At 51.8% G+C, this 25,502-nt stretch carries 17 protein-coding genes and 1 pseudogene; 3 read left to right on the top strand and 15 right to left on the bottom strand.

Annotation, left to right across the window (positions count from 1 at the left end; all coding sequences use genetic code 11):
* Together ACQY6F_RS13610 and ACQY6F_RS13615 are read right to left on the bottom strand one after the other, a co-directional pair.
* Nucleotides 1-136, bottom strand: a pseudogene (locus tag ACQY6F_RS13610) (proline/glycine betaine ABC transporter permease); the annotation flags it as partial.
* Nucleotides 137-236: 100 nt separating this feature from the next.
* Nucleotides 237-1,226, bottom strand: coding sequence for an ABC transporter substrate-binding protein (locus ACQY6F_RS13615; RefSeq protein ID WP_428775117.1), 990 nt, complete (start codon nt 1,224-1,226; stop codon nt 237-239).
* A gap of 308 nt (nt 1,227-1,534) precedes the next feature.
* Between ACQY6F_RS13615 and ACQY6F_RS13620 the strand changes: the two genes are divergently transcribed.
* Nucleotides 1,535-1,858: a heavy metal-binding domain-containing protein gene (locus ACQY6F_RS13620; RefSeq protein ID WP_428775118.1), complete on the top strand. Its 324-nt coding sequence runs from the start codon at nt 1,535-1,537 to the stop codon at nt 1,856-1,858.
* 101 nt (nt 1,859-1,959) lie between these two features.
* Here the strand turns inward: ACQY6F_RS13620 and ACQY6F_RS13625 are convergent, their stop codons facing one another.
* Both ACQY6F_RS13625 and ACQY6F_RS13630 read right to left on the bottom strand, forming a co-directional pair.
* Entirely contained in the window at nt 1,960-3,258 is a 1,299-nt protein-coding gene (locus ACQY6F_RS13625; protein WP_428775119.1) for an alpha/beta fold hydrolase, read from the bottom strand.
* A gap of 83 nt (nt 3,259-3,341) precedes the next feature.
* On the bottom strand, nt 3,342-4,346 hold the full coding sequence (locus ACQY6F_RS13630) for a substrate-binding domain-containing protein (protein WP_428775120.1): 1,005 nt from the start codon (nt 4,344-4,346) through the stop codon (nt 3,342-3,344).
* Between the two features lie 481 nt (nt 4,347-4,827).
* On the opposite strand from ACQY6F_RS13630, the gene nfsB reads away from it, so the two are divergent.
* Nucleotides 4,828-5,481 (top strand): oxygen-insensitive NAD(P)H nitroreductase, encoded by a 654-nt coding sequence (gene nfsB / locus ACQY6F_RS13635; RefSeq protein WP_428775122.1) that lies wholly within the window; start codon nt 4,828-4,830, stop codon nt 5,479-5,481.
* 8 nt (nt 5,482-5,489) lie between these two features.
* Here nfsB and ACQY6F_RS13640 read toward each other — a convergent pair whose 3' ends face one another.
* Entirely contained in the window at nt 5,490-6,428 is a 939-nt protein-coding gene (locus ACQY6F_RS13640) for a LysR family transcriptional regulator (protein ID WP_428775124.1), read from the bottom strand.
* A gap of 174 nt (nt 6,429-6,602) precedes the next feature.
* Between ACQY6F_RS13640 and ACQY6F_RS13645 the strand changes: the two genes are divergently transcribed.
* Nucleotides 6,603-7,364, top strand: coding sequence for a ferredoxin--NADP reductase (locus tag ACQY6F_RS13645; protein ID WP_428775125.1), 762 nt, complete (start codon nt 6,603-6,605; stop codon nt 7,362-7,364).
* A gap of 46 nt (nt 7,365-7,410) precedes the next feature.
* Here the strand turns inward: ACQY6F_RS13645 and ACQY6F_RS13650 are convergent, their stop codons facing one another.
* From ACQY6F_RS13650 to ACQY6F_RS13695, 10 genes are all read right to left on the bottom strand, one after another.
* Nucleotides 7,411-7,737 carry a hypothetical protein gene (locus ACQY6F_RS13650; RefSeq protein WP_428775127.1) on the bottom strand — a complete coding sequence of 109 codons (327 nt, stop codon included), beginning with the start codon at nt 7,735-7,737 and terminating at the stop codon, nt 7,411-7,413.
* 70 nt (nt 7,738-7,807) lie between these two features.
* Entirely contained in the window at nt 7,808-8,701 is an 894-nt protein-coding gene (locus tag ACQY6F_RS13655; RefSeq protein ID WP_428775128.1) for a DMT family transporter, read from the bottom strand.
* Between the two features lie 139 nt (nt 8,702-8,840).
* Nucleotides 8,841-10,259 (bottom strand): aspartate kinase, encoded by a 1,419-nt coding sequence (locus ACQY6F_RS13660; protein ID WP_428775130.1) that lies wholly within the window; start codon nt 10,257-10,259, stop codon nt 8,841-8,843.
* A gap of 53 nt (nt 10,260-10,312) precedes the next feature.
* A complete protein-coding gene (locus ACQY6F_RS13665; RefSeq protein ID WP_428775131.1) occupies nt 10,313-10,699 on the bottom strand; it encodes an ectoine synthase in 387 nt (128 codons plus the stop codon).
* A gap of 14 nt (nt 10,700-10,713) precedes the next feature.
* Nucleotides 10,714-11,979, bottom strand: a complete 1,266-nt coding sequence (gene ectB / locus ACQY6F_RS13670; RefSeq protein ID WP_428775133.1) for a diaminobutyrate--2-oxoglutarate transaminase — start codon at nt 11,977-11,979, stop codon at nt 10,714-10,716.
* A gap of 25 nt (nt 11,980-12,004) precedes the next feature.
* On the bottom strand, nt 12,005-12,547 hold the full coding sequence (gene ectA, locus ACQY6F_RS13675) for a diaminobutyrate acetyltransferase (RefSeq protein ID WP_428775134.1): 543 nt from the start codon (nt 12,545-12,547) through the stop codon (nt 12,005-12,007).
* A 271-nt stretch (nt 12,548-12,818) separates the two neighbouring features.
* On the bottom strand, nt 12,819-14,063 hold the full coding sequence (locus ACQY6F_RS13680; protein WP_428775135.1) for a DUF1501 domain-containing protein: 1,245 nt from the start codon (nt 14,061-14,063) through the stop codon (nt 12,819-12,821).
* Between the two features lie 20 nt (nt 14,064-14,083).
* On the bottom strand, nt 14,084-20,404 hold the full coding sequence (locus tag ACQY6F_RS13685; RefSeq protein WP_428775137.1) for a LamG-like jellyroll fold domain-containing protein: 6,321 nt from the start codon (nt 20,402-20,404) through the stop codon (nt 14,084-14,086).
* A gap of 484 nt (nt 20,405-20,888) precedes the next feature.
* A complete protein-coding gene (locus tag ACQY6F_RS13690; protein WP_428775139.1) occupies nt 20,889-22,133 on the bottom strand; it encodes a DUF1501 domain-containing protein in 1,245 nt (414 codons plus the stop codon).
* A gap of 21 nt (nt 22,134-22,154) precedes the next feature.
* Nucleotides 22,155-25,502: LamG-like jellyroll fold domain-containing protein (locus ACQY6F_RS13695; RefSeq protein ID WP_428775140.1), on the bottom strand; the 3,348-nt coding region annotated here is incomplete at its 5' end.

A 25,502-nucleotide genomic window follows, 5' to 3' on the forward strand; every position in this document is an offset into this window, starting at 1 on the left:
GGTCAAAGGCCGATTCGATCACATCGCCATATTCCCGGGAAAAATCACGGTACAGCCCGTCGAGAGATTTGCGAATTGCTCGCAGGTCACCGCGCTCCATTTCCGGGAAGCTGGTTAACCAGTTTTTGTCAGACATCTTGATATCCTTACCATTCCGCGGAGCCACCGATTGGCCGCTCCGCAATACGACATGGTGGCTCTTAGCGAGCCGCTGTTGTTGACAGGATCAGGCAGACTTACAGCGCCTGCTCAATTTTGTCTGCCACCTGTGCCGGTACCCAGCCTTTCCAGATTTGCGGGTAATCTTCCAGGAAGTGATACATGGTTTCTTCGCCATCGGCCTGGTTGTCTTCCATCCACGCCAGCAGTCTGTTCATGTCCGCATTGGTGAAGCCACGTTTGGTGAAATAAGCGTACGCTTCGGGTGCACGGGAGGCAAATTTCTCAGTGGTAATAGTATGCACTGGTGACGGTGGGTACATGGTGGCTTTAGGGTTGGCGCAGTCAGTCTGGGTGGTGCAGTTCATAAACTCATCCTTGTTTACGCCACTACCAAAGTCCACTTTGACCATCTCATATTTGCCCAGTACCGCAGTGGGTGCCCAGTAGTAGCCAAACCAGCCTTGCTTACGTTCATTCGCTTTGGCAATGGATCCAGACAGACCAGCGCTGGAGCCTGGATCCACAATCTCGAAGTTGGCTTTGTCCAGTTGCAGTGCGCGGAACAGATTACCGGAACTGATTTGGCAGTTCCAACCAGCCGGACAGCTGTAGAATGCACTAACGTCTGGATCTTCAGGGTGTTTGAACAGCTCGGCGTGCTGTTTTACCCCTTCAATGGTGGCCATTTCCGGGTATTGGTCCACCAGGTATTTAGGTACCCAGAAGCCCTCTTCGCCACCATCCACTAATGATTTGCCGGCGTAGCGCAGCCGTTTTTCTGCCACACCTTTATCCAGCGCCTCTTTCATGCTGTTGCTCCACAGCTCGGGCGCGACATCCGGCTGGCCTTTTTCGATCATTGAAGTGCCGGTTGGCATCGTGTCACCCGGGATCAGTTCCGCGTCACAACCATAGCCATGTTCCAGGATAAAGCGGTCGACATTGGCCATCAAACTGGCGGAGTTCCAGTTCATTTCTGCGATGGTCACTTTGCCGCATTCTGCCGCCTGAGCCTGAGTCGATCCCAGGGTGAGAACGAACAGTGCGGCCATTTTGAATTTCATATTTAGCGTCCTTTCTAATAAATGCGTTATTAGAGTAAAGCAAATATATTTAGAGTTCAAATTGTTGAATTGCAGTGATATTTACTGTTGATGCGCTTTTTTTGGCAGTTTTAGCTCGTTTGTGACGGTTTTATCTACTGTCTATTGCTGAGGTTAATGGGTGTTGGCTGGCATTAGCATGACGCGGAATGCAATACGATTCGTCTTCGAATCTTTTTATACGCAATTGCTTGCTTTTGATACGGGTTGTTGGCTATATGGTAAAAGTTTGAAGCGGGTAACTTTTTGTCTAAAAACAGGAGAAAATTATGCTGCAAACAACTACGTCCGTGGTGGACGGTAAAACCATCGATCAGTACCTCGGTGTCGTCGTCGGCGAGGCCATTCTTGGAGCCAACATCTTTAAAGATATGTTTGGTGCAATTCGCGATGTCGTGGGTGGTCGCTCCGGGGCCTACGAACGTGAAATGGGGCGGGCGAGAGAAATAGCCTTCGCGGAAATGGAAGAGAAAGCCAAAGAGCTTGGTGCCGATGGCATCGTTGGTATCGATATTGACTATGAAGTGATCGGTAGCGGTGGCAGTATGATGATGGTCAGTGTCAGTGGTACCGCGGTACGTTTCCGATACTAGAGTGGGTTGCCATCTGTCGTAAAGACTAAACAATACGGCACCGATAAGTAAGTGTTAACTCACTTTCGGTGCCATTATTGATCTAAGCTTGCGCTGGTCAATCAGCTCATGTTCTGGTTGGCGGCAATCTGATCAGCCATTTCTATCAGGCGGTGCAAAATACGTTCACCGTCAGCACGCAGACCGTTGTGCTCGTATTCATTGGTGATCCAGGCCTGGCTGTGCGGAATGTGCGCCAGAGTTTCCCGGCTGTAATCCATTTCAACAAACATATCATCGGCATAAACGGCGCAGGCGACCGGAACCGGGTTGTTGGCCAGTTGGCTGGCATCGTACAAGGCTGGCCAGTCAGTTTTGTTGGCCAGCAGCTCAGCACACGCCTGCAGCGGTTTTAAGCACTGGTACTGCTCGAACATCCAGGGGAACACCATTTCGCCGGTAAACAGGAACGGTTTGCCCTTTTGGTAGTTGAACGGCTGCAACTGCTGACGAATCCGCTCAGCGCTCCAGTTAGAGGCAAATCCCTGGCAGTAGATGGATTCATGCAGCAGCGCATAGAGCGGATTGGTCTGGAACGATTGGTGTTGCAGCATCTCGCTGAGAAACTCATAGCGCAGTTGCGGCTGACCGTTTACTTCGATCAACGCGTGTTCCAACTGATAGTAAGTGGCGAGAAACGTATCGCTGACGCCAAACTGGATACCAATCTGCTGGAATTGTTCTACGGTGAATCGCTGACCATTGGGCAGCCTTTCATCGTGGTCGAGCAGGTGATCGGCGATGGCCTGACACAGTGCCTGCGCTTTCGGGAACTGACGGAAAAACGCCTGGTTTTTATCCTGCGTACGTTTGAAGGTTGCCTGGTAAACATCATCCGGATGGCGACTGATGGAAGGTACACCGCCGGTGATATAGCAGCGGTTCAGGCTGGCCGGGAACATAGACAGATAAGTCAGGGTGCAAAAGCCACCAAAGCTTTGTCCCAGCGTCGACCATTTATCGATGCCGAGCTGGCTACGAATATATTCAGCGTCGCGGATGATGCTGTCGGCCCGGAACAGGCTCAGATAGTCGGCCTGTTGTTGTGGTGTCATGTGCGCCAGCGTCTGATGATTGATCACACTGCTGTTGCCGGTGCCGCGCTGGTCAAGCAGTAACACCCGGTATTGCTGCAGCGCCCGTTTCATCCATCCGGCCGTGCCGTTCGGCCGTGGTGAAGCAAAGCCAGGTCCGCCCTGAAAATAGACTAACCAGGGTTTGTCTGAGTCGTCATTCACCAGCCGCAGTTCGCGGGCAAAGACGTCAATGTGACCTCTGGATGGGTTATGGTGATCGAGCGGAATTTGAAAGGTATGAGGCTGGTGAACTACCCCAGCGTCGATGAAAGCTTGTGTGAGCATCGGCGGCCTATTATTTATAGTGACTGTTTTGCGCCATACTCTAGCGCAAAACAGCCCGATTCGCTGCCGATTATGGCCAATGTTTAGCGTAAAGTTTTCACCGAGTCCCGTTTCACCATCGTGGGTGAGTAGCAGTGCGGCACGTTATCTTCCAGTGCATCACTCTTCGCCAGTTGCAGTGCCAGCTGCGCCGCTTTCTCTGCCATCATCTGAATGGGATAGCGCACTGTAGTCAGCCTTGGTTTGACGTAGCGGGCAATCAAGCCGTCATCGAAGCCGATGATGGAGACTTGTCCCGGTGAGTCGATGCCATTTTCATCCAGAATCGACATCGCGCCGGCCGCCATGTTGTCGTTGTAGGCGACCACGGCGGTAAAATCGATCGCTTTCGACAGTAGGTTGGTCATGGCGGTTTCGCCGCCTTCACTCTCTGGCGCGCCGTATTCAATATAGGTTTCCGGCAGATCGATATTGTGTTCCTGCAAGGCACGTTTGTAACCAGCGATCCGGGCGCTGGCATCTTCAATATTGTGGCTGGATGCAATACAGGCGATTTTCCGGTGGCCGTGACGAATCAAGAATTCGGTGGCAATAAAAGCCCCTTTTTCGTTGTCGAGCGAAATACAGCGTTCGGCAATTTCGGGGATATGACGGTTGATCAGCACCATGCCTTTGGCCACTTTCGCGAACTCGATCAGCTCCTCATCGGGGAGCGCTTTTGAGTGCACCACTAAGGCGTCGCAGCGGTTGTTGATCAACAGCTCAATGGCCTGACGTTCATCTTCCGCGCGGTGATAGCCGTTGCCGACCAGAATGTGTTTGCCGTTGTCGTGTGCGACGGTATCGACCGCTTTGACCAGGGTGCCGAAAAACGGGTCTGATACATCTGAAACCAGCACGCCGATGGTGTTGGTACTCTGGCTGACCAGCGCCCTTGCGGCTGCATTTGGCCGGTAGCCCAGTTCGGCCATGGCTTTGGTGACGGCTTGAATTGACGACTGGCTGGCTTTGGGGGATTTATTAACAACACGTGAAACGGTAGCCACTGATACGCCTGCGGCTTTGGCAACATCCTTGATGGTGGCCATTAAAAAGAAACCTTACTTGCTAATTTGTCTGAATTAAACACCCTTCACTCCGCGATGGCAAACACTGTCCCGGTTGATTGTGAGATCAAACTGTAAATCCGCCATAAATAACGGTGAAAGGTGTAAACGTTTATTGTTTCAGGGCGACTCTGGCGTGGAAAGCTGGTGAGCTGTTGGGCGTCAGGCGCTGGCGAGGCGATAGCTCAAGTTCTTGATAATGAGCGCTTGATTTTTGTCTCCTCAATGACGGATTATAACGTGTATTATGTGTAAACGTATACAATTAATGGCTGAGCGTAGCACTATGGTTTACCTGTTGGCGGTGAGTAGCGAAACATTGCAGCAACCTCCGAAGGGCGCCAGCCACACTATCTTCAAATTAAATTTGAAAATAAATCAATCATTCGTGGCTGTACCTGCCGGTGCTAACTGGGTACATTTGCCCCCTGATTTTATTTAAGATGCCCGTTCGGAGACCCTGATGTCATTACTTCACGCAGCCCAATCACGCTATGCAACCAAAGCGTTCGATCCAGAGCGTCGTATTAGCGAAGAAAAAATAGAAAAGTTAAAACAAGTAGTTAGGCTTAGTCCTTCCAGTGTCAACTCCCAGCCATGGCATTTTATTGTTGCCGGTACCGAGCAGGGAAAACAGCGGATTGCCTCTGCAACGGCGGGGGATTACGCCTTTAACCAGGCCAAAGTATTGAACGCCTCGCACGTGGTTGTGCTTTGCGCAAAAACTGAGATTGACGATAACTACCTGCAGGCGCTGCTGGAAAATGAACAGCAAGATGGCCGTTTTCCTTCTGATGAAATCAAAGCCACTGTCTCCGCCGGCCGGCAATATTTTGTCAATAAACACCGCCACGATCTGAATGACGCCCGCCACTGGATGGAGAAGCAGGTCTATCTCAATCTGGGCACTTTACTGTTGGGTGCGTCGTCTCTGGAAATTGATGCGGTGCCGATTGAAGGGTTTGATGCCGAACTGCTGGACCGGGAGTTTGACCTGGCCGCCCAGGGCTACACTTCTGTGGTGCTGGTGGCGCTGGGTTATCACAGCGAGCAGGATTTTAATGCCAAGTTGCCGAAATCCCGCTGGCCGGAAGCGCGCCTGTTCACGGAATGTTAGTGAATGCGTCAACGGTTTGTATCCTGGTTAGACGTTGATGCCAGGATACGCTGCTGATGTTGCTGACACTGCTGCTGTAAAAAGGTCTGAAATGCCCGGATCGTCGGACTGATCAGCCGCCGGTCCGGGTAGACCATGTACAAAGGAGCCAGCTCGCCTAACCAGTCGGGCAGCACCTGAACCAGTCTGCCTGCCAGCAGATCCTCACCGACATCGAGTTGCGATTTATTGGCGATGCCTTTGCCTTGCAGCGCCAGTTTGCGTACCAGATCACCGTCGTTACAGGACGGACTGCCTTCCACTGTCACCGTGACCATTTCACTGCCTAGCGACAACGGCCATTTGTTGTGCAGAGTGTCTGCCAGCATAAAACAGAGACAGTTATGCTGACGCAAATGATCCGGATGATGGATGCCAGGCTGGGCTGCCAGATATTCTGGCGAAGCGCACAGTATACGCCGGTTGTTCAGGCATAGCGGCATGGCGATCAGGCGTGAATCGGCTGGCTGCCCATAGCGGATGGCGATATCGACCGGCTGGCTGTATAAGTCAGTCAGGCTGTCTGACAGACTCAGTTTGATGGTGACATTACGGTGACTGGCCATAAATTCGCCGATCCAGTCGAGCAACAAATTGCGGCCAAAGTCTGACGGTGCACTGAGATAGATCTGGCCTGCCAGTTCGCCCCTTTGCTGGTGGATCTGATCAATGCCTTCCTGCAGCGTTTCCAGTGCCTGGCTGGCAGAGTCCAGCATCACTTCCCCTTCATTGGTCAGCCTCAGGCTGCGGGTCGAACGCACAAACAGGGCAAAACCGAGTTGCTGTTCCATCCGCTTGATACTGGCACTGACGGCGGCAGGGGTAAGATTCATGCTGTGAGCGACTCGGGAGAAGCTACCCTGGCGGGCGGTTTCGACGAAAATTTTCAGGTCATTCAGTGCTTTCATGGCAGATTCAGGTCAGAACTTTGCCACTATACTGAGATAAATATCCGTCTGGTCAAGTAACAAAGTGAGCAAAACAGAACTCAGTCAACGAACTTTATTAAGTAAACTAAAATATTTACTAATATTAAATTACGGAGTAGGGTAAACCTATCAGCACCAAAAAGGAGCGTAGCCATGAACAGTATCAACGGTTTTCATCAAGCCACTGTTGCCAGACGAACCGATTGGAGTGACGGCTTATACAGCCTGACGCTGTCGGGCGCGCCACTGGATTTTTTGGCCGGGCAATTTACCAAGCTGGCGCTGGCCGACGAAGAGGGAAAACCGATCAGCCGGGCGTATTCGTTGGTCAATGCTCCGGATAGAGATGGCAAGCTGGAGTTTCTGATCGTCAATACGCCAGAAGGTAAACTCACCTCGAAACTGTTTGACCTGCAGCCGGGCGATCAGCTGTATGTCGGCTCGACCGCCCACGGCGACTTAATCTGGGACAGCGTGCCGGATCAGTGTCAGGACCTATGGCTGCTCTCTACCGGTACCGGCATAGGCCCGTTTCTGAGCCTGATCGAACAGGCTCAGCAAGAGCCGTTAACCCGCAATATTATTCTGGTTCATGGTGTGCGGCATGAATCCGATCTGGCCTACCGGGAACAAGTCAATCAATGGCTGCAGAGCCATGCCGGTCAGTTGCACTATATTCCGGTTATCAGCCGGGAAGCGCGGCCAGGAATTCTACAAGGTCATATCCCAAAACTGATTGAAACAGGTCAGCTCACCCGTCATGCCGGCATTGAACTGAGCCCAGAGCGCAGCTTTGTGATGTTATGCGGCAATCCCGCCATGATTAAAGACACCCTGCAGGTACTGCAGCAGTTCGGCCTGGAAAAATTCAGACGGGCCACCGGTGGCCATATCCTGCACGAACGCTACTGGTAACTGGGTAAAGCTAACGCTGATGAATTGCAGCGTTAGCTTGAGGGTGCTAGTTTTGAACCTGCTCAGATTGCCACTGTAGCAGGGTTTGTCTGGTGTTATCACATCGGCCATACAAGATCTGATAGGTAGGATAAGGATCGCCAATGTAGCTGGTACGGATCATTTCGCTGGTAACGATATTGACCTGGGTTTGTACTCTACCAAGGAAGTTTTCAAACAGTACAAACTGCGGGCTCTGGTAGACCTGCTGCTCCTGGTAATACCAAAAATTATCCGCCGTTTCTAGCAGGCGGCATTTTAGCGCAGTTGCTGCCGGATCCGCGCCAGCAACTGCAGTCGTGACCAGCAGCGTGATGAATGACAGCAAACGCATACCGGTATTCTCTCGTTAAGCCACACTTGTTAAGTATAGTAACTACCGTCAGCGCTATAAGTGCTTAAGGTTACTGGGCGCGGGCCCGTCGCTGCGCCAGAATCTGTTTCGGCGAAAAGCCGGTCACCAGCATAGTGCCGGTGAGTACCAGAACCGCGCCGGATAGCATACTACTGGTCACCGGTTCATCCAGAATCAGGTTGCCCCAGAAAATGCCAAATGCCGGGATCAAAAACGTCACGGTCAGGGTCGAGGAGGCGCCGATATCCTGCACCAGCCGAAAGTACATCAGGTAAGCCAAGCCGGTGCAGATCACGCCCAGAGCCACCACTGACGCGATCTCGATGCCCGTTGGCATAGCCCGCATCGGTACCAATGCCAGCAGTGGCAATATCCAGATAGTCGCTGCCCACATGCTGCCGTGGGCGCTGTCGAAGCTGGACATCGAAGGGGCGAGCTTAGTGTAATTGGTGGCAATGCCGTAACAGCAGGCCGCACCGGTGGCCGCTGCAATGGGCAGTATCGACTCTCGGGTAAGCAGGCTGGGATCCAAGCCGACAATCACCGCCACTCCGGTTATTCCTATCAGCAGGCCGAGCAGTGCTTTTCTGGTCAGTGGTGTCTTGAGCCAGAAAAAGCCGATGACCGCCCCCCAGATAGGTGCGGTTGAATTGAGAATAGACAGGGTCGAGACCGATAAACTCAGTGCCGCGTAGCCAAACAGCAAAAATGGTAACGCACTGTTAAACAGTGCCAGCAGCATAAAATGACGCCAGTGCTGACGAAATGGCAGTGACCGTCCCAGCATGCTGGCCATGATGAGCAGACTGAGGGCGGCCAGGCCCACTCGCGCTTCGATCAGATAGGCGGGGCCAAAACTGTGGGCGGCCAGGCGCATAAATAAAAAAGAGCCGCCCCAAATGGCAGCCAGAGTGAGTAAGCGTAAAAAACTTGCCGCGGACATAGGTCGCTCCCTGTAGCACGTACGCCCATAATGTGCGGCAATAACTAGATGAGATCAATCGAAAATTTTTCGGCTATCCGATAGCACAGCGAAAAAAAGGGGCCGACCGGCCCCTGATAGAAGAGTTTATGCTGCTGGCTTAAGCCACTTTATTTTGCAGCGTTTCGTCCGGGGTAAAAAACGCCGCGTGCAAAGCACAAATCGCCGCTTGATAGTGGCTGTCTTCAACCACAAACTGGGCATCAACATTGCGCATTGATGTATGAGCAGCAATCGGCGTAATTTCCTGCCCCAGCAGCGTTAACATGCCTTTGCTCAGAGCGGTATTGGTATTGATCGAAGCACCAATGACATTGATCAACGCCACCATACGGCCACTGATTTTCGCTCTCGGGTAACGTTTTTCTGCCTTGTACAGCACTTTGTTCAGGCTATCGGCGGCACCGTTGAGGTAATACGTGATCGAATTGGCGTTCATCTCTTTACCCACCAGGCTTACTCGGGCATCGGCAATGATCTCCATCAGGTCAAAGCTGACATTGTCGACCTGACCGACCATAGCCTGGTCAAAGATATGCAAAGCGAACACTTTATTTTTGCCGGCGATGATTTCAATTTTTTCATCTTCAGGCTGGTAGCTTTGAGAAATCAGCGTGCCCTGATGCTCCGGTTCAAAGGTGTTTTTGATCCTGAGCTCAATATCACTCTCACGCAGGCCTGAGGCCGCATTCGGGTGAATGGCTTCCATTCCCAGGTTCGCCAGCTGATCGGCGACGTCAAAGTTGGTACAGCCCATTGGCAGCACCTTGTCTGGCCCGACGATACGCGGATCGGCAGAGCTTAAGTGATACTCTTTATGAATAATCGCCTGGTCCGCTTTGGTCAGGCAGGCAAGGCGACTGAAAGTCATCTCGCTGTAACCGCGGTCATAGGTTTTCATCAACCCTTCATCACAGTAGGCATAACCGGTGACGATAGGTAGAGTGGTACTGACGTCAATGTCTTCAAAGGCGCTGCGAATCACGTTGTCCAGATCGCCGCCATGTTTGACATCCCAGCCTGACAGGTCAACAAACTGGCTGTTCACCCCTAAGGTTTTCAACTTTAACGCGGTATTGAACGCGCTGTGGGCTTCACCAATTGAAGACAGAAATTCGCGGATCTGTGGCAAATAGTGACGCATGGAAAACTGGCCGTACTGGCAAGTTTCCATGATGTTGCGGATACAGTTGGCCGCTTCACTCAGACGTGAACGAATAAACTTATCCGCTCGCATTCGCGTCATAGGATCGGCAAACAGATTGTCGTTAATCAGCAATAAGCGGCGCTCCAGATCAGTCAGTGCCTGCTGCCAGTTGTCGTCGCGCTTGGCCACCAACTGGTAGATGCCCGGCTTACCGGTGCGTTTGCATTCCAGCAGGGCGTCAGTGACGCCGCCATAAGCAGAAACCACAAACGCGCGGTTATAGGGGTTGCTTGGGCGTAAAAAAATATTATCGATGACAGCGTCAAAGGCTGACATCGAAGTTCCTCCGATTTTTTCAACGGTATAGGTCATGAGATATCCTGTGTAGTTTGACTTGAAAGCATAAACGTGTGGTTTGTTGCCGGTCAGTCAACTAACGGGTAAACACCATTTTCATCATGAACTTCCGCACCGGTGATCGGCGGGTTAAAAACACAGGCCATCACCATATCGGCATCTTTATACGCACGCAGATAGTGTTCATCGTGTTTGTCCAGCACGTACAGGGTGCCGGGTTTGATCGGGTAGGTTTCGCCACCGACCACTTCAATCTCACCTTCACCCGACATGCAGTAGACGGATTCCAGGTGATTCTGGTAGTGAATATGGGTATCGGTTCCCTGATAGATGGTGGTGATGTGGAATGAGAAACCCATCTTATCGTCTTTAAGTATCATTCGAACGCTTTCCCAGTTATCTGAGACCACTCGGCGTTCGCTGTTTTTACATTCTTCTAGTGTTCTTACAATCATGTTGTTTTAATTCCTTACGAAGCTTTTTTAATCCAGTCAGCAGCAATGGCGTCTACCGCTTGGGCGAAAATTGACAGTCCCTGTTGCAGTTCGGCCTGGGTGATCGTCAACGGGCAGAAGAACTTGACCACTTCATCCTGTGGACCGGCGGTTTCAATCACTAAGCCCCGCTCAAAACATTGCCCGGCAATGTCACCGGCAATATCGCCGTTCTGACATTCAATCCCCTGCATCATGCCGCGGCCTTTCGCCTGGACAAACAGTTGCGGATAACGTTTTAGCTGCTGCTCGATAGCCTGGTTGACCTGATCGGCACACTCATGGATATGAGTAGAGAAATCATCAGTTACCCAGTAGCTTTCAATCGCTTTGGTCGCGGTAACAAAGGCGTGATTGTTGCCACGGAAGGTGCCGTTATGTTCACCCGGCTGCCATTGGTCCAGTTCCGGTTTCAGCAGCACTAATGCCATTGGTAAACCGTAACCCGATATCGATTTAGACAGGGTGACGATGTCTGGCTGAATGCCGGCTGGTTCAAAGCTGAAAAAGGTGCCGGTACGACCACAACCAGCCTGAATATCGTCGACGATCATCAGGATGTCATGCTGCTTACAGATGCGTGCCAGCTTTTGCAGCCAGGCGTTAGAAGCGGCGTTTAAGCCACCTTCGCCCTGAACCACCTCCAGCAGAACCGCAGCAGGTTTGTCCAGACCACCGGAGTTGTCATTCAGCAGGGTCTCAAACAGGGCCAGACCGTCAACGCCAGCGTAATTTTCGTAAGGCAGGCGGCTGATGCCTGTCAGTGGCAGACCGGCGCCACCACGGTGGTGCTGGTTACCTGTAGCGGCCAGCGCACCGCTGGTGCAGCCATGGAAGCCGTTGGTAAAGGCAACGATGTTGCTGCGTCCTGTCACTTTGCGTGCCAGTTTTAATGCGGCTTCCACGGCATTAGTGCCGGTAGGCCCAGTGAACTGTACTTTGTAATCAAGCTCTCTTGGGGTCAGGATATGATTACGAAATACGGTTAAGAATTCGCGTTTGGCTTGCGAATGCATATCCAGACCGTGGGTCAGACCGTCGCGGTCAATATATTCAAGCAGTGCTTGCTTGAAAATGGGGTTGTTATGGCCATAGTTCAGTGAGCCTGCCCCGGCAAGAAAGTCGAGATAGCGTTCGCCGTTTTCGGTTTCTAGCCAACTGCCTTTTGCAGTGGAGAAGACCACTGGAAAACTGTTGCAATACGAGCGAACCTTCGATTCATGCTGGTTAAAAATATTCATATTGGCTTTTTAATACTCCTTGAGATTATTGTTCAGTTGATAGCGGAATGTGGTACAGGTATTCCGTATCGTGTTTGCCTTTAAAATGGGCGTCTTCATCCAGAAAAGTGCTGACAGAACCACGGCTACCATGGGCTTTATCGAGCTTTTTAAACAGATTCCACGATCCCTGGTTATCTTTAGTGATGGTGGTTTCCAGCGCTTGCACGCCGCTCAGCTCTTCACGCAGTAGTAACTCCTGCAACATGTGATAGGCCAAGCCTTTCCCACGGTGACGCGGAGACACCGCAACCTGCCAGATAAACAATTCCCGCTCACTGTTCGGTTTTAGGTAACCGGAAATAAAACCGGCGATTTCACCGTTACATTCAGCCAGAACACTGGTCTGGTTGAAGTGCACCGACTGGAGAAAGTTACAGTAAGAAGAGTTGACATCCAGCGGAGGACAACTGGCAATCAACTGATGGATATTGTCACCATCAGTGATGGTCGGGGCTCGAAAACACCACTCATCCTGTTTGGTGTTTAAGATTTCTGGGTACATGACCCAGGGGGCTGAGGTAATCATAGTGCTCCACATAATGATTAGAGGTCTAACTAATTTAGTGGGAGATCATACTGACTGAGAGATTAATATCAACCCCAATATTATTACTATCTTGTGAATGTTGCGTTTTTGGAGTGGTTCTTGAAGCTAACTTCAATGGTTTGATGTGAAATAATTAGAGTTGTAACTTTTTACTTGTACAGGCATCACAAAAAAAGCGAAAGCACGCCAGGGCGGCTTTCGCTGTGATAGTTAAGTGCAACGAGTTTGGAGACTAAACGTGGTCAGCTCGTTAGCTCAATAAGTCGTACAAATTAACGCTGAGTGGGAACTTAGCGTTAATTTCACTCTGCGGGGCGATACCGGATTTCTGCCGTATGGCGGCATGAATATGACCCGGTGACAACACGATACCGCCTGGCGACAGTTCCAGGGTATTGGGATCCACGGCTAATGCTTTAACCTGATTATCGGTGCCACCGATCACCATGTTGCCAGCTATTGATTTACTCCAGACCATCATACTGCCAATACTCCAGTGATCTTTACCCTGACCACTGTTGTAGTATGGGGTCCGGCCAAATTCAGACCCCATGACGATAGTGGTACGGTCAGCGATACCCTGATATTCCAGCTGAGCAATCAGGTGATTGATGAGTTCAAAATAATTAGGAACTTCAATTCCTTGGCGCTCATCGTTATCACTGTGGGTATCAAAAGCACCCAGGCCAATAGATGCAGTGGTAGACAGGCCAGCGGCAAACGAGGCGGCGGCAATTTCTGCGCGCAATTTGCTGCCGCTGGACGTTGACGTTGGCATGTAATCGAGCAGCCGGTTGATATCACCGGCATTGCTGTGGGCATTGCGGAACTGCGTCAGTGCCAGTAGCTCGGCATCATTCAGTGAACCGCTGGCATAGCTGTCCAAGGCTGCATTGTGTTCAGCACTGACCATATCCAGTATGTCTTGCGGCAGGTAACGCTCGGTATCTGCCATAGTGCCAATGCGTCCCAGATCATTTAGCCGTGCAGCTTGCACCAGACCTGCCGTTTTACCGTAGCCTGAGCCCAGATAATAGGGCATCAGGTACTGGCTTTGCGTCAGAGACGCAATGACAGCCGGTGTGGTCGGATAGGCTGCCGATTGGTGCCCGGTAGCAAACGCTCTTACGCCAGCATCGTGACTATTGGTGCCAAAATCCAAGCCGTTAAACACCCTAAGGTGGCTGTATTGGGCACTGAAAAAGTTGCCCAGGTGGTCAGGGCCGCTGTAGCTACTTTCCAACATAGGGGCAATGTTAAAATTGCCCACTTTACGGATAGCAGTAGTGCTGTAGTTGTTGATTACTCCTCGGCTACTGCTGTACTCAATATCACCCTTAGGGTCGCAAATTGAGGTGGTATCCCAGCCTCCATCAGCACTGACAAACACCCAGTATTGCTCAGTCGGGAAAGTGGTATTGGCCAGTGCAAACCGGCTGCAGGCTGCAACTGAAGTCAGTGCGGCCAGGCTTTTTAAAAATTGTCGTCTATCCATTATTTACTCCTTGCAGCCTGTTAGTGATAGAAGAAACGAACGTCTTTCAGCATATAGCTGACCATCGCCTGCCAGGCTCGGATGTAGAAGAAGTGGTCGTTGTTTGTCATGTGTGGATACTCGACGCCAGAGACGGCCACATTGGCCGGTCGGCACGACGTATCGACGCTGCGACCGAACCCTTCGTTGATAATGCCTTGTTCGCCCCGGCTCTGGATCTCTCGATAAATGCGTACAGCATTGCTGATCTGCTCATCATCCAGGTCCAGTAACTCCCCGTAGAAGGCATAGAACATTTCGCGTAGCGCTGTCTTCATCGCCAGATCAGTCTGATCAATATTGCGCAGGAACAGACTGTCGATAGTGGCATCGCTGAAGCCCATGCCTTTCAGACGCAGTTCATAGCTACCTGGTGCCAGGTAAAAACTGCTACTTTCGGCTTTGCTCCAGGTATTCCATGAACCGGTAGGAAGAACTTCAATGTTGTCCGCAACCAGTTGATTGTCGACATACAGCTCAAAGTAGACCGGATTCGCGCGTCCATTGGCGTAGGGCAGGATCAGCTGATAATTACCCGCCTGAGTCGTGGTTAACGTGGCAGTAATTTCCTGGTCATCTTCCGCGGTAAAGTCAAACACATAATCTCCACCGTAGGTGGCGGTGGCATTGCTGTTGAGCTTTAGGCTACCGTTGTCGAAGGCAAACTCTTCCGGCGTGATGCGCACACCCACCCCTTCCGGCTCAAGGCCACGGGCGATCAGGCGATCGCCTTTGTCGCGGGCCATTTGGCGTGGGCCGACTTCACAAGCTAGTTCAACGGACATTATTTTCTGCACTGCCGCACCGGTACCGGACAATACAGGGTTGCGCTCCAGCACACTCTTGTGGTCAATACCGCCGTACATCAATTGGATTGAGTTGTCGCTCAGCCAGTCGTTGGAACCGCTGTCCCACTCCCGCCCAAACAGAGCACGGATCTTGCGATCTAATGCTTCAGGACTCAACAGCTGTTTTGTGCCGCCCAATACGTTGTTGCGATGGGCATAACCACTCAACAGCAGATCTTTCACCAACGGCTTAATTAAGTAGTTGGATGAACGGAAGCGATTGGCAAGGGTGTTGATATCCTGTTGCTGTGACGCGTAACGGGACTTGTCACTGTCGCTGGCGGTCTCCAGCGGTTGCTCCAGAAGCGGGTAACCGGTGATTGGCTCAAACAGTGTCCGTACCACAGAGCGGGCAAAGCGTGGGTCTTGCACGGCTTGTTGTGCTACCCACTGCAGTGGATCGACTCCGGACAGCGGGGCAAGTACACCGTTAAAGCCAGCCGGCAATATGCTGTTATTTGGCCAGCTATAGGTGGCCTCATACCAGTTTTTGTTCCAGTACTTGAACGCGGAAGAGACAGGGTCCATCACCTCATGACATCCGGTACATGACGGGTTGGTCAGGGTTGGATTATCGCCGGCCAGATCATCCGCTGATGGGCGCTCACCTGCCATAGCCAGAATGTCGGTGTCCAGGAAGTTCTTGTAGAACTTGTAGGAGCGATGACGGTTAAGGTTGGTTGGTGTAGTCGGATAAATTGACATATAGACCGGATTGGTCATCAGGCCAGCCTGAGGTATTGGCAGTTTCACCGGCTGATAATCTTCCGGATCCCACGGGAATTCGGCAACCTCTGGATTTTCCAGTCGACGGAAGTTGAGCAAACCCTCCACGCCATAACTGCGCGCATTGTAGTAGTTCACCATGGTGTAATCACCGGCAATGATGTCTGAGAACGGCAGGTCATTGCTCACCAGGTAACGCACCAGTTCCGTCGGCTCACGTCGGTGCGCTTCGACACTCATGGTCCAGGCATGATTGCTTTCCTCCGTACCACTGACATAGTCTTCTTTGTACCAGTTGGAGGAACCTCCGACGATTTGAGAAAACTTATTGGTGCCGTTAAGTACCCCTTGCATGACTTTGGTGTGCAGTACGTCGTGATAAATTTCGGTGATGCGCTCGGCAAAAGCAGGCTCATCCATCAACTGATCGAACAGCGCCGGTAACACGCTGGCACCTGACTGTTCCACCTGGTCGAGCTCGCTCGCCGTCGGCAGGCGGGCTGCCAGATTCAGTGCCGCTTTATGCAGCAGTTCCGCAGCATAACCGTCGCTGATTGGTGCATTAAGTACACTGACATTTTCAGGCTCGCTAGGCGGATTTTCGCCGTTGACGACAAATTCATCGTACATCCAGTCGTACAATTTTTCCGCACAGGTTTGATCGCAGCTACCTGGGTTGCCGTAGGGCATGGTGTCACGAATCAAATCAATGATATCAGTACGGAATAATGAATCGACGATCGGCGTGCTGCCCAGGCCATCGTCACCGTGACAGGAGGCGCAGTTGAGTTGGTCCCATAGCTCGCTGCCGGTCATGGTTTCACTGTCGATGGTACCGGAACCGGTGCCGCTATCAATGCTACCAGCGGTCGGGTTAAGGTATAACGTCATCACTTCATCGGCACTCAATGTCCGTTTGTAGATCCGCAACTCATCGATTAAGCCTCCGTCAAATTTGGCCAGCAAGAATTGATCGATAGGTGCGGCGGCTGCATGCTGGGCCTCACCTTGCAACTGGCCGTCAATGTAAACCTGGACGTTACCTGAGGTATCGCGTACATACGTGGCCATAACCCATTGATTTGTTGGGAACGAGTTGACCTCGGTACTAAACTTATTGGTGCTACCACTGCCGGTAGTAAAATGCAGGTTAAACTCACCGTCGCTTCTGACATAAAAGTCAGAGTTGCTATAGGGGAACAATTTATATCGGCTATTGAGATCGTCTGTTTGTACTGACTTCAACCAGAAATTGAGGCTGAAATCGGTCTGCGACATATCAATTTGTTGTTCTGTGTTCAATGACAGAGAAGCGGCATTGTTACCTTTAGGTAGGAGTGCATTCCCGGCAATGGCGTCGGATACATATTCAGTATCATTAAGAATAAGGTCCAGGCCATTGCCCGACTGATCAAGCACTCTCCCAGGAGTGACTTCGTCAAATGTCCAATGGATATATAGCTGATCGGTAATGAGTTTCCACAGCCCTTTGTCTGTCAGAGTTACTTGTGCAGTATCCGAGTAGCTGACACTGCCGTTGCTGTCGGCGGTTACCACTCTAAGCTCAATATCGCCACCAAACTGCGGCTGAATTTGACTGCTAAGCGCCTGATTGACATCGGCACCGGCTTGCCACTCACTGGTGGTCGGTTGCAGGTAACGGTACTCCACATACTGACGTGCCACTGAAGCCGGTACGCCGGTTTCGCCGTTAAACGACCAGTTCACTTCAATGGTGTCGGCATCCAGCACCAGCACGTTACCGAGCTGAGCGGTTGGCGCCGGGCCCTGCGGTTCAGGCTGCTCCGGGTCCGGCAGCGTTGGCGCGCCAAACTGGGCCCATTTGTCCTGCCACAGGTAACGGCCGACCTGCTCGGCGCAGAGGCGGTCACACGCCAGTGGCATGCTGTCGATTTTGTTCACCAACTGGTCAAAGCCGGCCGCGATCCAGCGCTCGGCGATGTCCTGGGTTACCAGGCCGTCCGCCTCGCTGCCGTGACAGGCGCTACAGCTCTGGTCGGCCACCTGTCTGCCGACATCGGCGGTAATGAGGTAATCCAGCGACAGGTTCACTTGCGGATCCTGCTCGGTGACGTTGATGGACTGAGTCAGCGGGGTAGGAATGCCGCCCCATAGGTAACCAAATTCCAGCTGGTAGCTGCCGTAGGACAGCTCAATCGTCTGGCTCTGGCCCCAGGCCAGCGGTACGGTTTGGGTAGTGGCGCCAATCAGGGTTACGCTCGGCGTATCACTGCCGCTGTAGCCGGTCGGTTTGGCGGGCACGTTAACAATCAGCTCGCCACTGACCCGGTCTTCCACATACTGCCAGTTCAGCACTGGGTTTGGATCGCTGGCGCTGATGGTCAGCGGGTAACTGGTCTGCTCGGGGATCCAGCCTGGCAGTGGATCCATGGTCACCGTATACGTGCCTGGCTGCAGACCCTGGATTTGGAACTGGCTTTGCGCCCAGTTAACGTAGAAGCGGCGCTCCACGCCCATCGCATCGGTAATGCGGCCGCTGATCAGCTCGTTGGTCAGGCTGAGATCGGGCTTAGGCGGTACGTTGATGGTCAGCGAACTGTTTTCTGCCGGGGTCTGGTAGTTGACCCGGTAGATCACGCCGGCTTTGTCGTCACTGAGCAGGAACGAACCGTCACTCAGGGAGAGCATTTCCACCGGGCGGCCGATACAGGCGGTGCTGAGACAGGCGTATGACTGCACCGAGTCGATGTCCTGCATCCAGCCGTGTACCAGCGGTTGCTCCTGGGCGACCGAACCGTCGGCGTTCAGTGTCAGCATGCGCAGCTCAAGGCCAGGGCGGATCGATTTCACTCCGTTGGCATGGGTAGCAAACAGCAGGTTCTGCTGGTCGGCCGCTTTGGGGAAGTTCTGCCAGAACATCACCCCGAGCGGGGCGCTGTTGGATTCAATTTCAAACTCCGCTGGGCGGTAATCGGCGACATTGATGTCAGCCGGGGCAATGTCGGAGACCACCGCGCCGGTCGGCACTGGCGCATTTTCGGTGCCGTTGTATTCCCCTTCGGTGATGCCGATGATCTCTTTACCGAACACATACGGGAACCCGAAGTGCTGGCCCCAACTGGTGACGCGGTTGATTTCATCCGGGTTAATGATGCCCTGGCGGTTGTTGTCCGAGAACCAGATCTGTTTGCTGTCAGGGTGCCAGTCAAAGCCGACGCTGTTACGGATCCCTTTGGCGACGATCTCGGTCTCTAAGGTATCCAGGTCGAGGCGCAAAATGGTGCCGTAACGTTCATCGGGCATCACACAGATATTGCAGGGATTACCGACCGCGGTGTAGAGGCCGTTATCGCTGGTATCCAACGGGTTGAACTTCAACGGGTGTTTCTGGTGCCAGTAGCGGAAGCTGCCGGTTGTCGGCGTGCTGCCGTTGGCCGGGTAGGTGAAGATTTTTTCATAGCCGGGCAGCGAGCGGTAGCGGTTGTCGATGTCACTGATCTTATACAGCTCACCGACGGTGGAGAAATAGAGGTTGCCGTTGCGATACGCCACGCCGTGCGGCTCTTCCAGGCCACTGGCGACGACGAAAATATCGGTCGGCGCACCGGTGTCCGGATCCAGCGGCAGGGCGTAGATCAGCCCGGAGAGGCCTTCGTTATCCAGTGGGATAGCGCTGGAGCCGACATAGAGCACATTATTGCCCATCACCATCTGGCGCGGTTGGAACAGCCCCTGGGCAAACAGCTCGACTGACACGCCGGGCAGTGGCGACAGCTCGTTGACCTCGATCGGCGCGCGGTACTGGACGCTCTGTTCGCTGGCCGGGTTGCTGGCGGTGAGATTGATCACCTTTGGCAGCATGCGCGGTAGGTAGCCGTCGACGCTATCCAAGGTGAGCTGATACTGGCCTTCGGCCAGATTATCCAGCGTCAGGGTGTCGCCCCAGCTACCAGAAAACGGAATCCGAGACTGGGAAGCAAAATGGTACAGCGAACCGGTCACCGGAGTGTTGTCGACCTCGCTACCGGGGCTGGTGGGCAGGGTGAGAGTTATTTGGCCGGGCAAGTTGCTCTCGGAACCATTAAATAATTCCAGTGCTTCCTGGCTGGTCAGCGGCCTATCATAGACACGAAACTCGTCCAGGCCACCGGTGACCTGAGAGCCATCGGCCAGGTTTTTGCCAAACTCGACTTTGAAACTCCACCAGGGGTTGGCTGGAGGCGCAATCCCGCTTTTTTGTGCTACTTGCTGGCCATTTTGGTACACCGTTAGGGTGTTGCCATCGTAGCTACTGGTCCACTGGTTCCACTGATCCAGTGGCTGAAGCTGCTCGCTGGTGGCCAGTTCGATTTGCACTGTAGAATCAATGACCAGTTTGACGCGGTTTTTACTGTCAACCACAAAAGAAAATCGGTCCCAGCCACTACTTAGACTGGTGTAGTTAGTGACGCCGTCGGCGTAATCGAGTTTCATCCAGAAACTGATCGAGAACTGGTCGGCCTGCCAGCCGGAGAAGTCATGTTCGATCCGGTCGCCGGCTCCTTGTATAAATACGGCATTACCCACTGCTCCTGGGGCAACCTGGTAAGCCCCAAGGGTATTAAACGGCGCATTGCCGGCCAGTTCACCGGTAAATGACGTTCCGCTGTCCTGCTCAAATTTATGCCATGAAATCAAATCGGCATTGATATCTGCCAGTGCGGTCGGTGGTAACACGACGGCAAGCGACATCAGCAGCTTTTTCATAAAGTGCTCCTGTTGTTCATAAAATAGGCGTTAAGAGTGTTGGATTTATAAATGCGGCAATTTGATCATGCGGCACTACTAACATAATCACCTATATGGAACGCCATACGTTTGTTTGATTTATTTATGTGTGATATCGCTTCGAATAATTAATGTACAAATATGGTTCATACATCAGTTGATATGTGCCATTTCATAATCAAGATAATGGCGAGGGCAGGTGTATATTCACTGAATCACATAATTGTTAGCGGAATATAAAGTGATAATTAAATTAGTTGATTATATAATGTTTTACTAATTAACACGCCAATATGATATGTATTTTATAATCACTTAATATGAAAAGATTTCTGACTAATTTATATAAGTTAATTTATCATTCTGGTGTATGTTTTTTATTGGTTATTACTATTTTCTGGTTATAAAAAAGCGGATGGGCACTGCCTCATCCGCTTGAGTATTTGAAGGTGTATTTATCCTATTAGCCTAATACGTCCACAAAATTCATCCCGAGTGGGAATTGAAAACTGATATGGTTATTTTCATCAATGCCCATTTTTTGCCTTATTGCCAGATGCAGGTGCCCCGGTGTCAGGATTACCCCATTTTCTGAAGTTTCCAGAGTATTGGGATCAACGGCCAGAGCATTGACCTGATTATCAGTGGCACCTATTTGCAGGTTTCCGCTGCTCTGTTTACTCCAAATCATCATACTGCCGACGTTCCAGTGGTCTTTACCGTTATCGGGATTGTAGTAAGGGGTACGGCCAAAATCAGAACCAATGACGATATTGGTCTTATCCGCTATACCCTGACGCTCCAGTTCACTGATGAGATGGTTTACTACCTCAAACAGATACGCGATCTGGTAGGCTTGCTTCTCATCATTATTGCTGTGGGTATCAAAGCTGCCAAAGCCCATTGAAGCGGTATTGGAAAGCTCTGCCGCAAAGGATGCCGCGGTGATCTCAGCGCGCATTTTCATGTAGTCACTGGATGGGCTGGTGGGCAATCTATCCTGCAAACGCTTCAGGTCGCTGCCATTAGCGTGTGCGCTGCGATAGTCGCTGATTGCCTGCAGCTCAGCATCAACAGTACTGTCGGACATGCTATCCAGCTTTTGTTGATTGCGTTGATTGATCGCGTCGGTCACCGAGCTGGGTAAAAATCGGTCCGGATTAGTAAAGTCCTGCAGCCGGCTGAGGTTGTCCAGCCGTGACGCGTTAACCAAACCGGCGGTATTCCCATATCCAACAGCCAAGTAGTAAGGCATCAGATATTGCTCTTTATTTAGCGAGGCAATGATCGCGGCCGAAGTCGGATATGACGCGGAATGGCTTCCTGTTAACGATGCGCGCATCCCTGCGTCGTGGCTGTTGGTGGCAAAGTCCAACCCGTTAAATACCCTAAGGTAGGCTTGTTGCTGACTAAAGAAAGTGGCCATATGGTCCGGGCCGCTATAGCTGCTTGTCAGCATGGGTGCCAGTTTAAAATTGCCCACCTGGCGTATGTCCGACTGGTTGTAGCGGTTTATCACACCATGGTTGGCACTAAACTCAATGTTACCTTTGGGGTCGCATATGGAGGTGGTATCCCACCCCCCTTGCGCGTTAATAAATACCCAGTACTGCTCACTGGTAAAACTACTGCTTGCCAGTGTCAGGCGGCTGAATGCCGCCAGTGAGGCGAAAGCAGCGGCGCCTTTGAGAAATTGTCTTCTATCCATTTTTTCGTCCTCGCTGCTCAATTAGTGATAGTAGAAACGGAGATCTTTCAACATATATGTCATCGTCGCCATCCAGGCCCGGGTATAGAAATGTCGATCGTAAACATCTTCATACGGATAGCTCTTGCCTGGCTTCTTGTGGTTACTTACCTGGCAGTCTCCTTCCAAATTAAGCTTGGCTTGATCGTTTTCTACCGCGCTCAGACCGCTGGCAAGCGCTTGTTGATACAGGGCAACAACATCAGATATTTCTGCATCTGAAGTCGTTTTGTTTTCGCCATAGAACAGATAGAACAGCTCCTTAATATTTTCGCGGATCTGTTGATCGGTGCGGTCAATATCGCGGAAGAACAAGCTATCGATGCGTGTAAAGCTAAAGCCTTTACCTTTTAGCCGGATTTGATGGCTACCAGCCGGCAGGTAGAAACTGTCGCTATTGATATGGGTCCAGCGCCACCATGCCTGGTTGGTAGAGGCAAGCTCCAGATTATCGGCGACCAGTTGGTCATTAATGTACAACTGCATGTAAACGGGATCGGCATTGCCGTTAGTGTATGGCAGAACCAGTTCAAAATTGCCGGCTTGGGTAACATTCAGCGTGGCGCTGATTTCGTTGTCGTTGCCCCAGCCGAATTCATACACTTCGTCGCCACCGTAACCAACCGAGATATTGGCGCTGCTCAATAACTGCCCGTTATCAAAGCTAAACTGGCTCGGTGCAATTCGAATGCCCACCCCTTCAGGATCAAGTCCTGCCGCGATGTAGCGCTCGGTTGCCGGTTGTGCTATTTGAGCTGGCACAATCTGGCATGCCATATCGTTGGCCAGCCAGGTCTGCACCGTTGCACCGGTACCCGAAAGCGTCTTGATCCGTTCCAGTACACTTTCGTGGTCCAAACCGCCATACATCAACTGAGTGCCGATTTCATCCAGCCAGTTGAACCAGTCGTATTTCGACCAGCGCTGACCAAATACCGCCTGAATTTTACTATCCAGCTGCTCAGGTGTGAGCAGACGCATAGTTCCGCCAAACGGGTTATCACGCTGGGCATAGGCACTGGTCAACAGGTCTTTAACTAGGCCGCGAACATCGTAGTTGGACAGCCGGAAACGGGCCGCCAGGTTATTGATATCCTGCTGCTGAGAGGCGTAGTAGGATTTTTCAGTCTCAGTCGCACTATCCAGCGGTTTGGTTTTTACCGGGTAACCGGTAATAGGTTCAAACAGGGTTTTCACGACTGACAAAGAGAACCTTGGGTCAGCAACGGCCTTTTGCATCAGCCATGGTAGCGGATCGCTGTCGGTAAACATGGGCGCCAGTTCACCGTTAAAGCCAGCAGGCAGAATGCGGTTTTCAGGCCAGTAATAACCACTCCAGGTATCTTTTGGCATCTTTGCAATATAAACGTTGTTCGATTGCCAGTGCTGGAACGAAGAAGCAACCGGATCCATGACAAGGTGACAGCCAGTACAGGCCGGGTTGGTCATAGTCGGTAAATCACCCGCCAGATCATCTGCCGTCGGACGCTTGCCGCCAATACTCAGAATGTCGGTATCCAGGAAGTTCTTGTAGAACTTGTACGAACGGTGACGATTGAGGTTGGTTGCCGTAGAGGGATGACGACCCATGTAAGCCGGGTTGGTCATTAGACCAGAATGACTGATGCCCAGGTCAACCGGTTGAAAATCATTGATATCCCATGGATAGTCTGGCCATTCAGGATCGCTGAGTTGACGGAAGTTAAATTGACCCTCAATTCCGTAACTGCGTGCGGTGTAATAGTTCACCATCGTGTAGTCGGCGGTGAGAATATCACTGAACGGCAGACGGTTTTTAACCACATATTCGATCAACTCTGTGGTTTCTGCCTGATGTGATGCAGTGGCCGTTTTATACAAGAAATTATACAGATCAGTATTGCCTGCCCCGGCAGTTTGGTACCACTTGGAACTGCTGCCTCTGGTTTGGGCGAAATAGTCCACCTGATTGAGTGCATCACTCAGGCCCGCAGTATGTACAACATCCTGATAAATCTCAGCGATACGTTCACTAAAGGCGTCATCATTTAGCAGTTGATCGAGCAGATCAGACAACGCGGATGTACCTTGTTGCTGAAGTTGCTGCCGCTCCTGTTCAGTTGGCAGGCGCCCATTCAGATTCAACGCCGCACGGTAGAACAGCTTGGCCGCTTCAGCGTCTGTGATGGTGGCATCAAGGCCGCTGATTGTTGCCGGTGGCGTAACCGGTGTACCGCCGCTTCCGCCTGAGCCATCAATGAACTCGTCGACCATCCAGTCGTACAGTTTTTCCGCACAGGTCTGATCGCAGCTACTCGGGTTACCATAAGGCATGGTATCGCGCAGCAGGTCGATGATGTCGTCGCGGAACAGGGCGTTGAGGATGGAGGAACCTTGAGCATTACCGTCACTGCCATGACACTGGGCGCAGTTCAGCGCTTGCCATAGTTCACCGCCGGTCATGGTTTGACTGTCGATGTCGGTTGGTGCTTCAGGCACAGTGCCAATCGTCGGGGTGTTATACAGTGAGGTAATTTCCTCACCACTGAGTGCACGCTTATAAATACGTAGCTCATCCAGATAGGCACCACTGAAACTGTTCAACTCTAGCGTGGTTATCGGATTACCTGCCGCGTGGTTGCCTTGATAGCGTAACTGCCCATCAATATAGATAGCCACTTCACCACTTTGCTGACGGACGTAACTGATCATCTGCCAGCGGTTAGGGATCAGGGTATTGGCCTCAGAGATCCATTGGTCCTGCCACTGGTTCTGGGTCATAAACTGTAGTTTGAAATCACCGGCACTGGTAATAAACAGCGAAGAATAATTACCGTCCGGGAACAGCTTGTAGCGTCCCCAACTGTCGTCAGTGAGGGTGGTTTTGATCCAGTAGGACAAGGTGAAGTCGGTATTGGCTAAATCGATCTGCTGGGCTGAGTTAAGCGTAAGCGTCGCAGACTGATTATTGTAAGGAGCCAAAGACAGACCGCTGATGGCGTCATCGCTGTAACTGGATGAGTTAAGCGTCAGATCCAGGCCGTTACCGGATTTGTCTGCCACCTTGTTGCTGACGATGTCGTCAAAGTTGTAGTGGATATACAGGCCGTTAGTGGAGACATTCCACAGCCCTTTGCCCGGCAGGGTGACCTGCGCGGTAGCTGAGTAGCTGACACTGCCGTTGCTGTCGGCGGTCACCACTCTAAGCTCAATGTCGCCACCAAACTGCGGCTGAATTTGACTGCTCAGCGCCTGATTGACATCGGCACTAGCCTGCCACTCACTGGTGGTCGGTTGCAGGTAACGGTACTCCACATACTGACGTGCCACTGAAGCCGGTACGCCGGTTTC

Origin of the sequence: Vibrio sp. (assembly GCF_050299255.1) — a bacterium.
In the GTDB taxonomy this organism is placed as follows: Bacteria; Pseudomonadota; Gammaproteobacteria; order Enterobacterales; family Vibrionaceae; genus Vibrio.

Excerpts from the sequence above, each read along its gene's own strand:
- ACQY6F_RS13615 (WP_428775117.1), bottom strand. The coding sequence starts at position 1,226 with ATGAAATTCAAAATGGCCGCACTGTTCGTTCTCACCCTGGGATCGACT.
- ACQY6F_RS13620 (WP_428775118.1), top strand. The coding sequence starts at position 1,535 with ATGCTGCAAACAACTACGTCCGTGGTGGACGGTAAAACCATCGATCAG.
- ACQY6F_RS13625 (WP_428775119.1), bottom strand. The coding sequence starts at position 3,258 with ATGCTCACACAAGCTTTCATCGACGCTGGGGTAGTTCACCAGCCTCAT.
- ACQY6F_RS13630 (WP_428775120.1), bottom strand. The coding sequence starts at position 4,346 with ATGGCCACCATCAAGGATGTTGCCAAAGCCGCAGGCGTATCAGTGGCT.
- nfsB (WP_428775122.1), top strand. The coding sequence starts at position 4,828 with ATGTCATTACTTCACGCAGCCCAATCACGCTATGCAACCAAAGCGTTC.
- ACQY6F_RS13640 (WP_428775124.1), bottom strand. The coding sequence starts at position 6,428 with ATGAAAGCACTGAATGACCTGAAAATTTTCGTCGAAACCGCCCGCCAG.
- ACQY6F_RS13645 (WP_428775125.1), top strand. The coding sequence starts at position 6,603 with ATGAACAGTATCAACGGTTTTCATCAAGCCACTGTTGCCAGACGAACC.
- ACQY6F_RS13650 (WP_428775127.1), bottom strand. The coding sequence starts at position 7,737 with ATGCGTTTGCTGTCATTCATCACGCTGCTGGTCACGACTGCAGTTGCT.
- ACQY6F_RS13655 (WP_428775128.1), bottom strand. The coding sequence starts at position 8,701 with ATGTCCGCGGCAAGTTTTTTACGCTTACTCACTCTGGCTGCCATTTGG.
- ACQY6F_RS13660 (WP_428775130.1), bottom strand. The coding sequence starts at position 10,259 with ATGACCTATACCGTTGAAAAAATCGGAGGAACTTCGATGTCAGCCTTT.
- ACQY6F_RS13665 (WP_428775131.1), bottom strand. The coding sequence starts at position 10,699 with ATGATTGTAAGAACACTAGAAGAATGTAAAAACAGCGAACGCCGAGTG.
- ectB (WP_428775133.1), bottom strand. The coding sequence starts at position 11,979 with ATGAATATTTTTAACCAGCATGAATCGAAGGTTCGCTCGTATTGCAAC.
- ectA (WP_428775134.1), bottom strand. The coding sequence starts at position 12,547 with ATGATTACCTCAGCCCCCTGGGTCATGTACCCAGAAATCTTAAACACC.
- ACQY6F_RS13680 (WP_428775135.1), bottom strand. The coding sequence starts at position 14,063 with ATGGATAGACGACAATTTTTAAAAAGCCTGGCCGCACTGACTTCAGTT.
- ACQY6F_RS13685 (WP_428775137.1), bottom strand. The coding sequence starts at position 20,404 with ATGAAAAAGCTGCTGATGTCGCTTGCCGTCGTGTTACCACCGACCGCA.
- ACQY6F_RS13690 (WP_428775139.1), bottom strand. The coding sequence starts at position 22,133 with ATGGATAGAAGACAATTTCTCAAAGGCGCCGCTGCTTTCGCCTCACTG.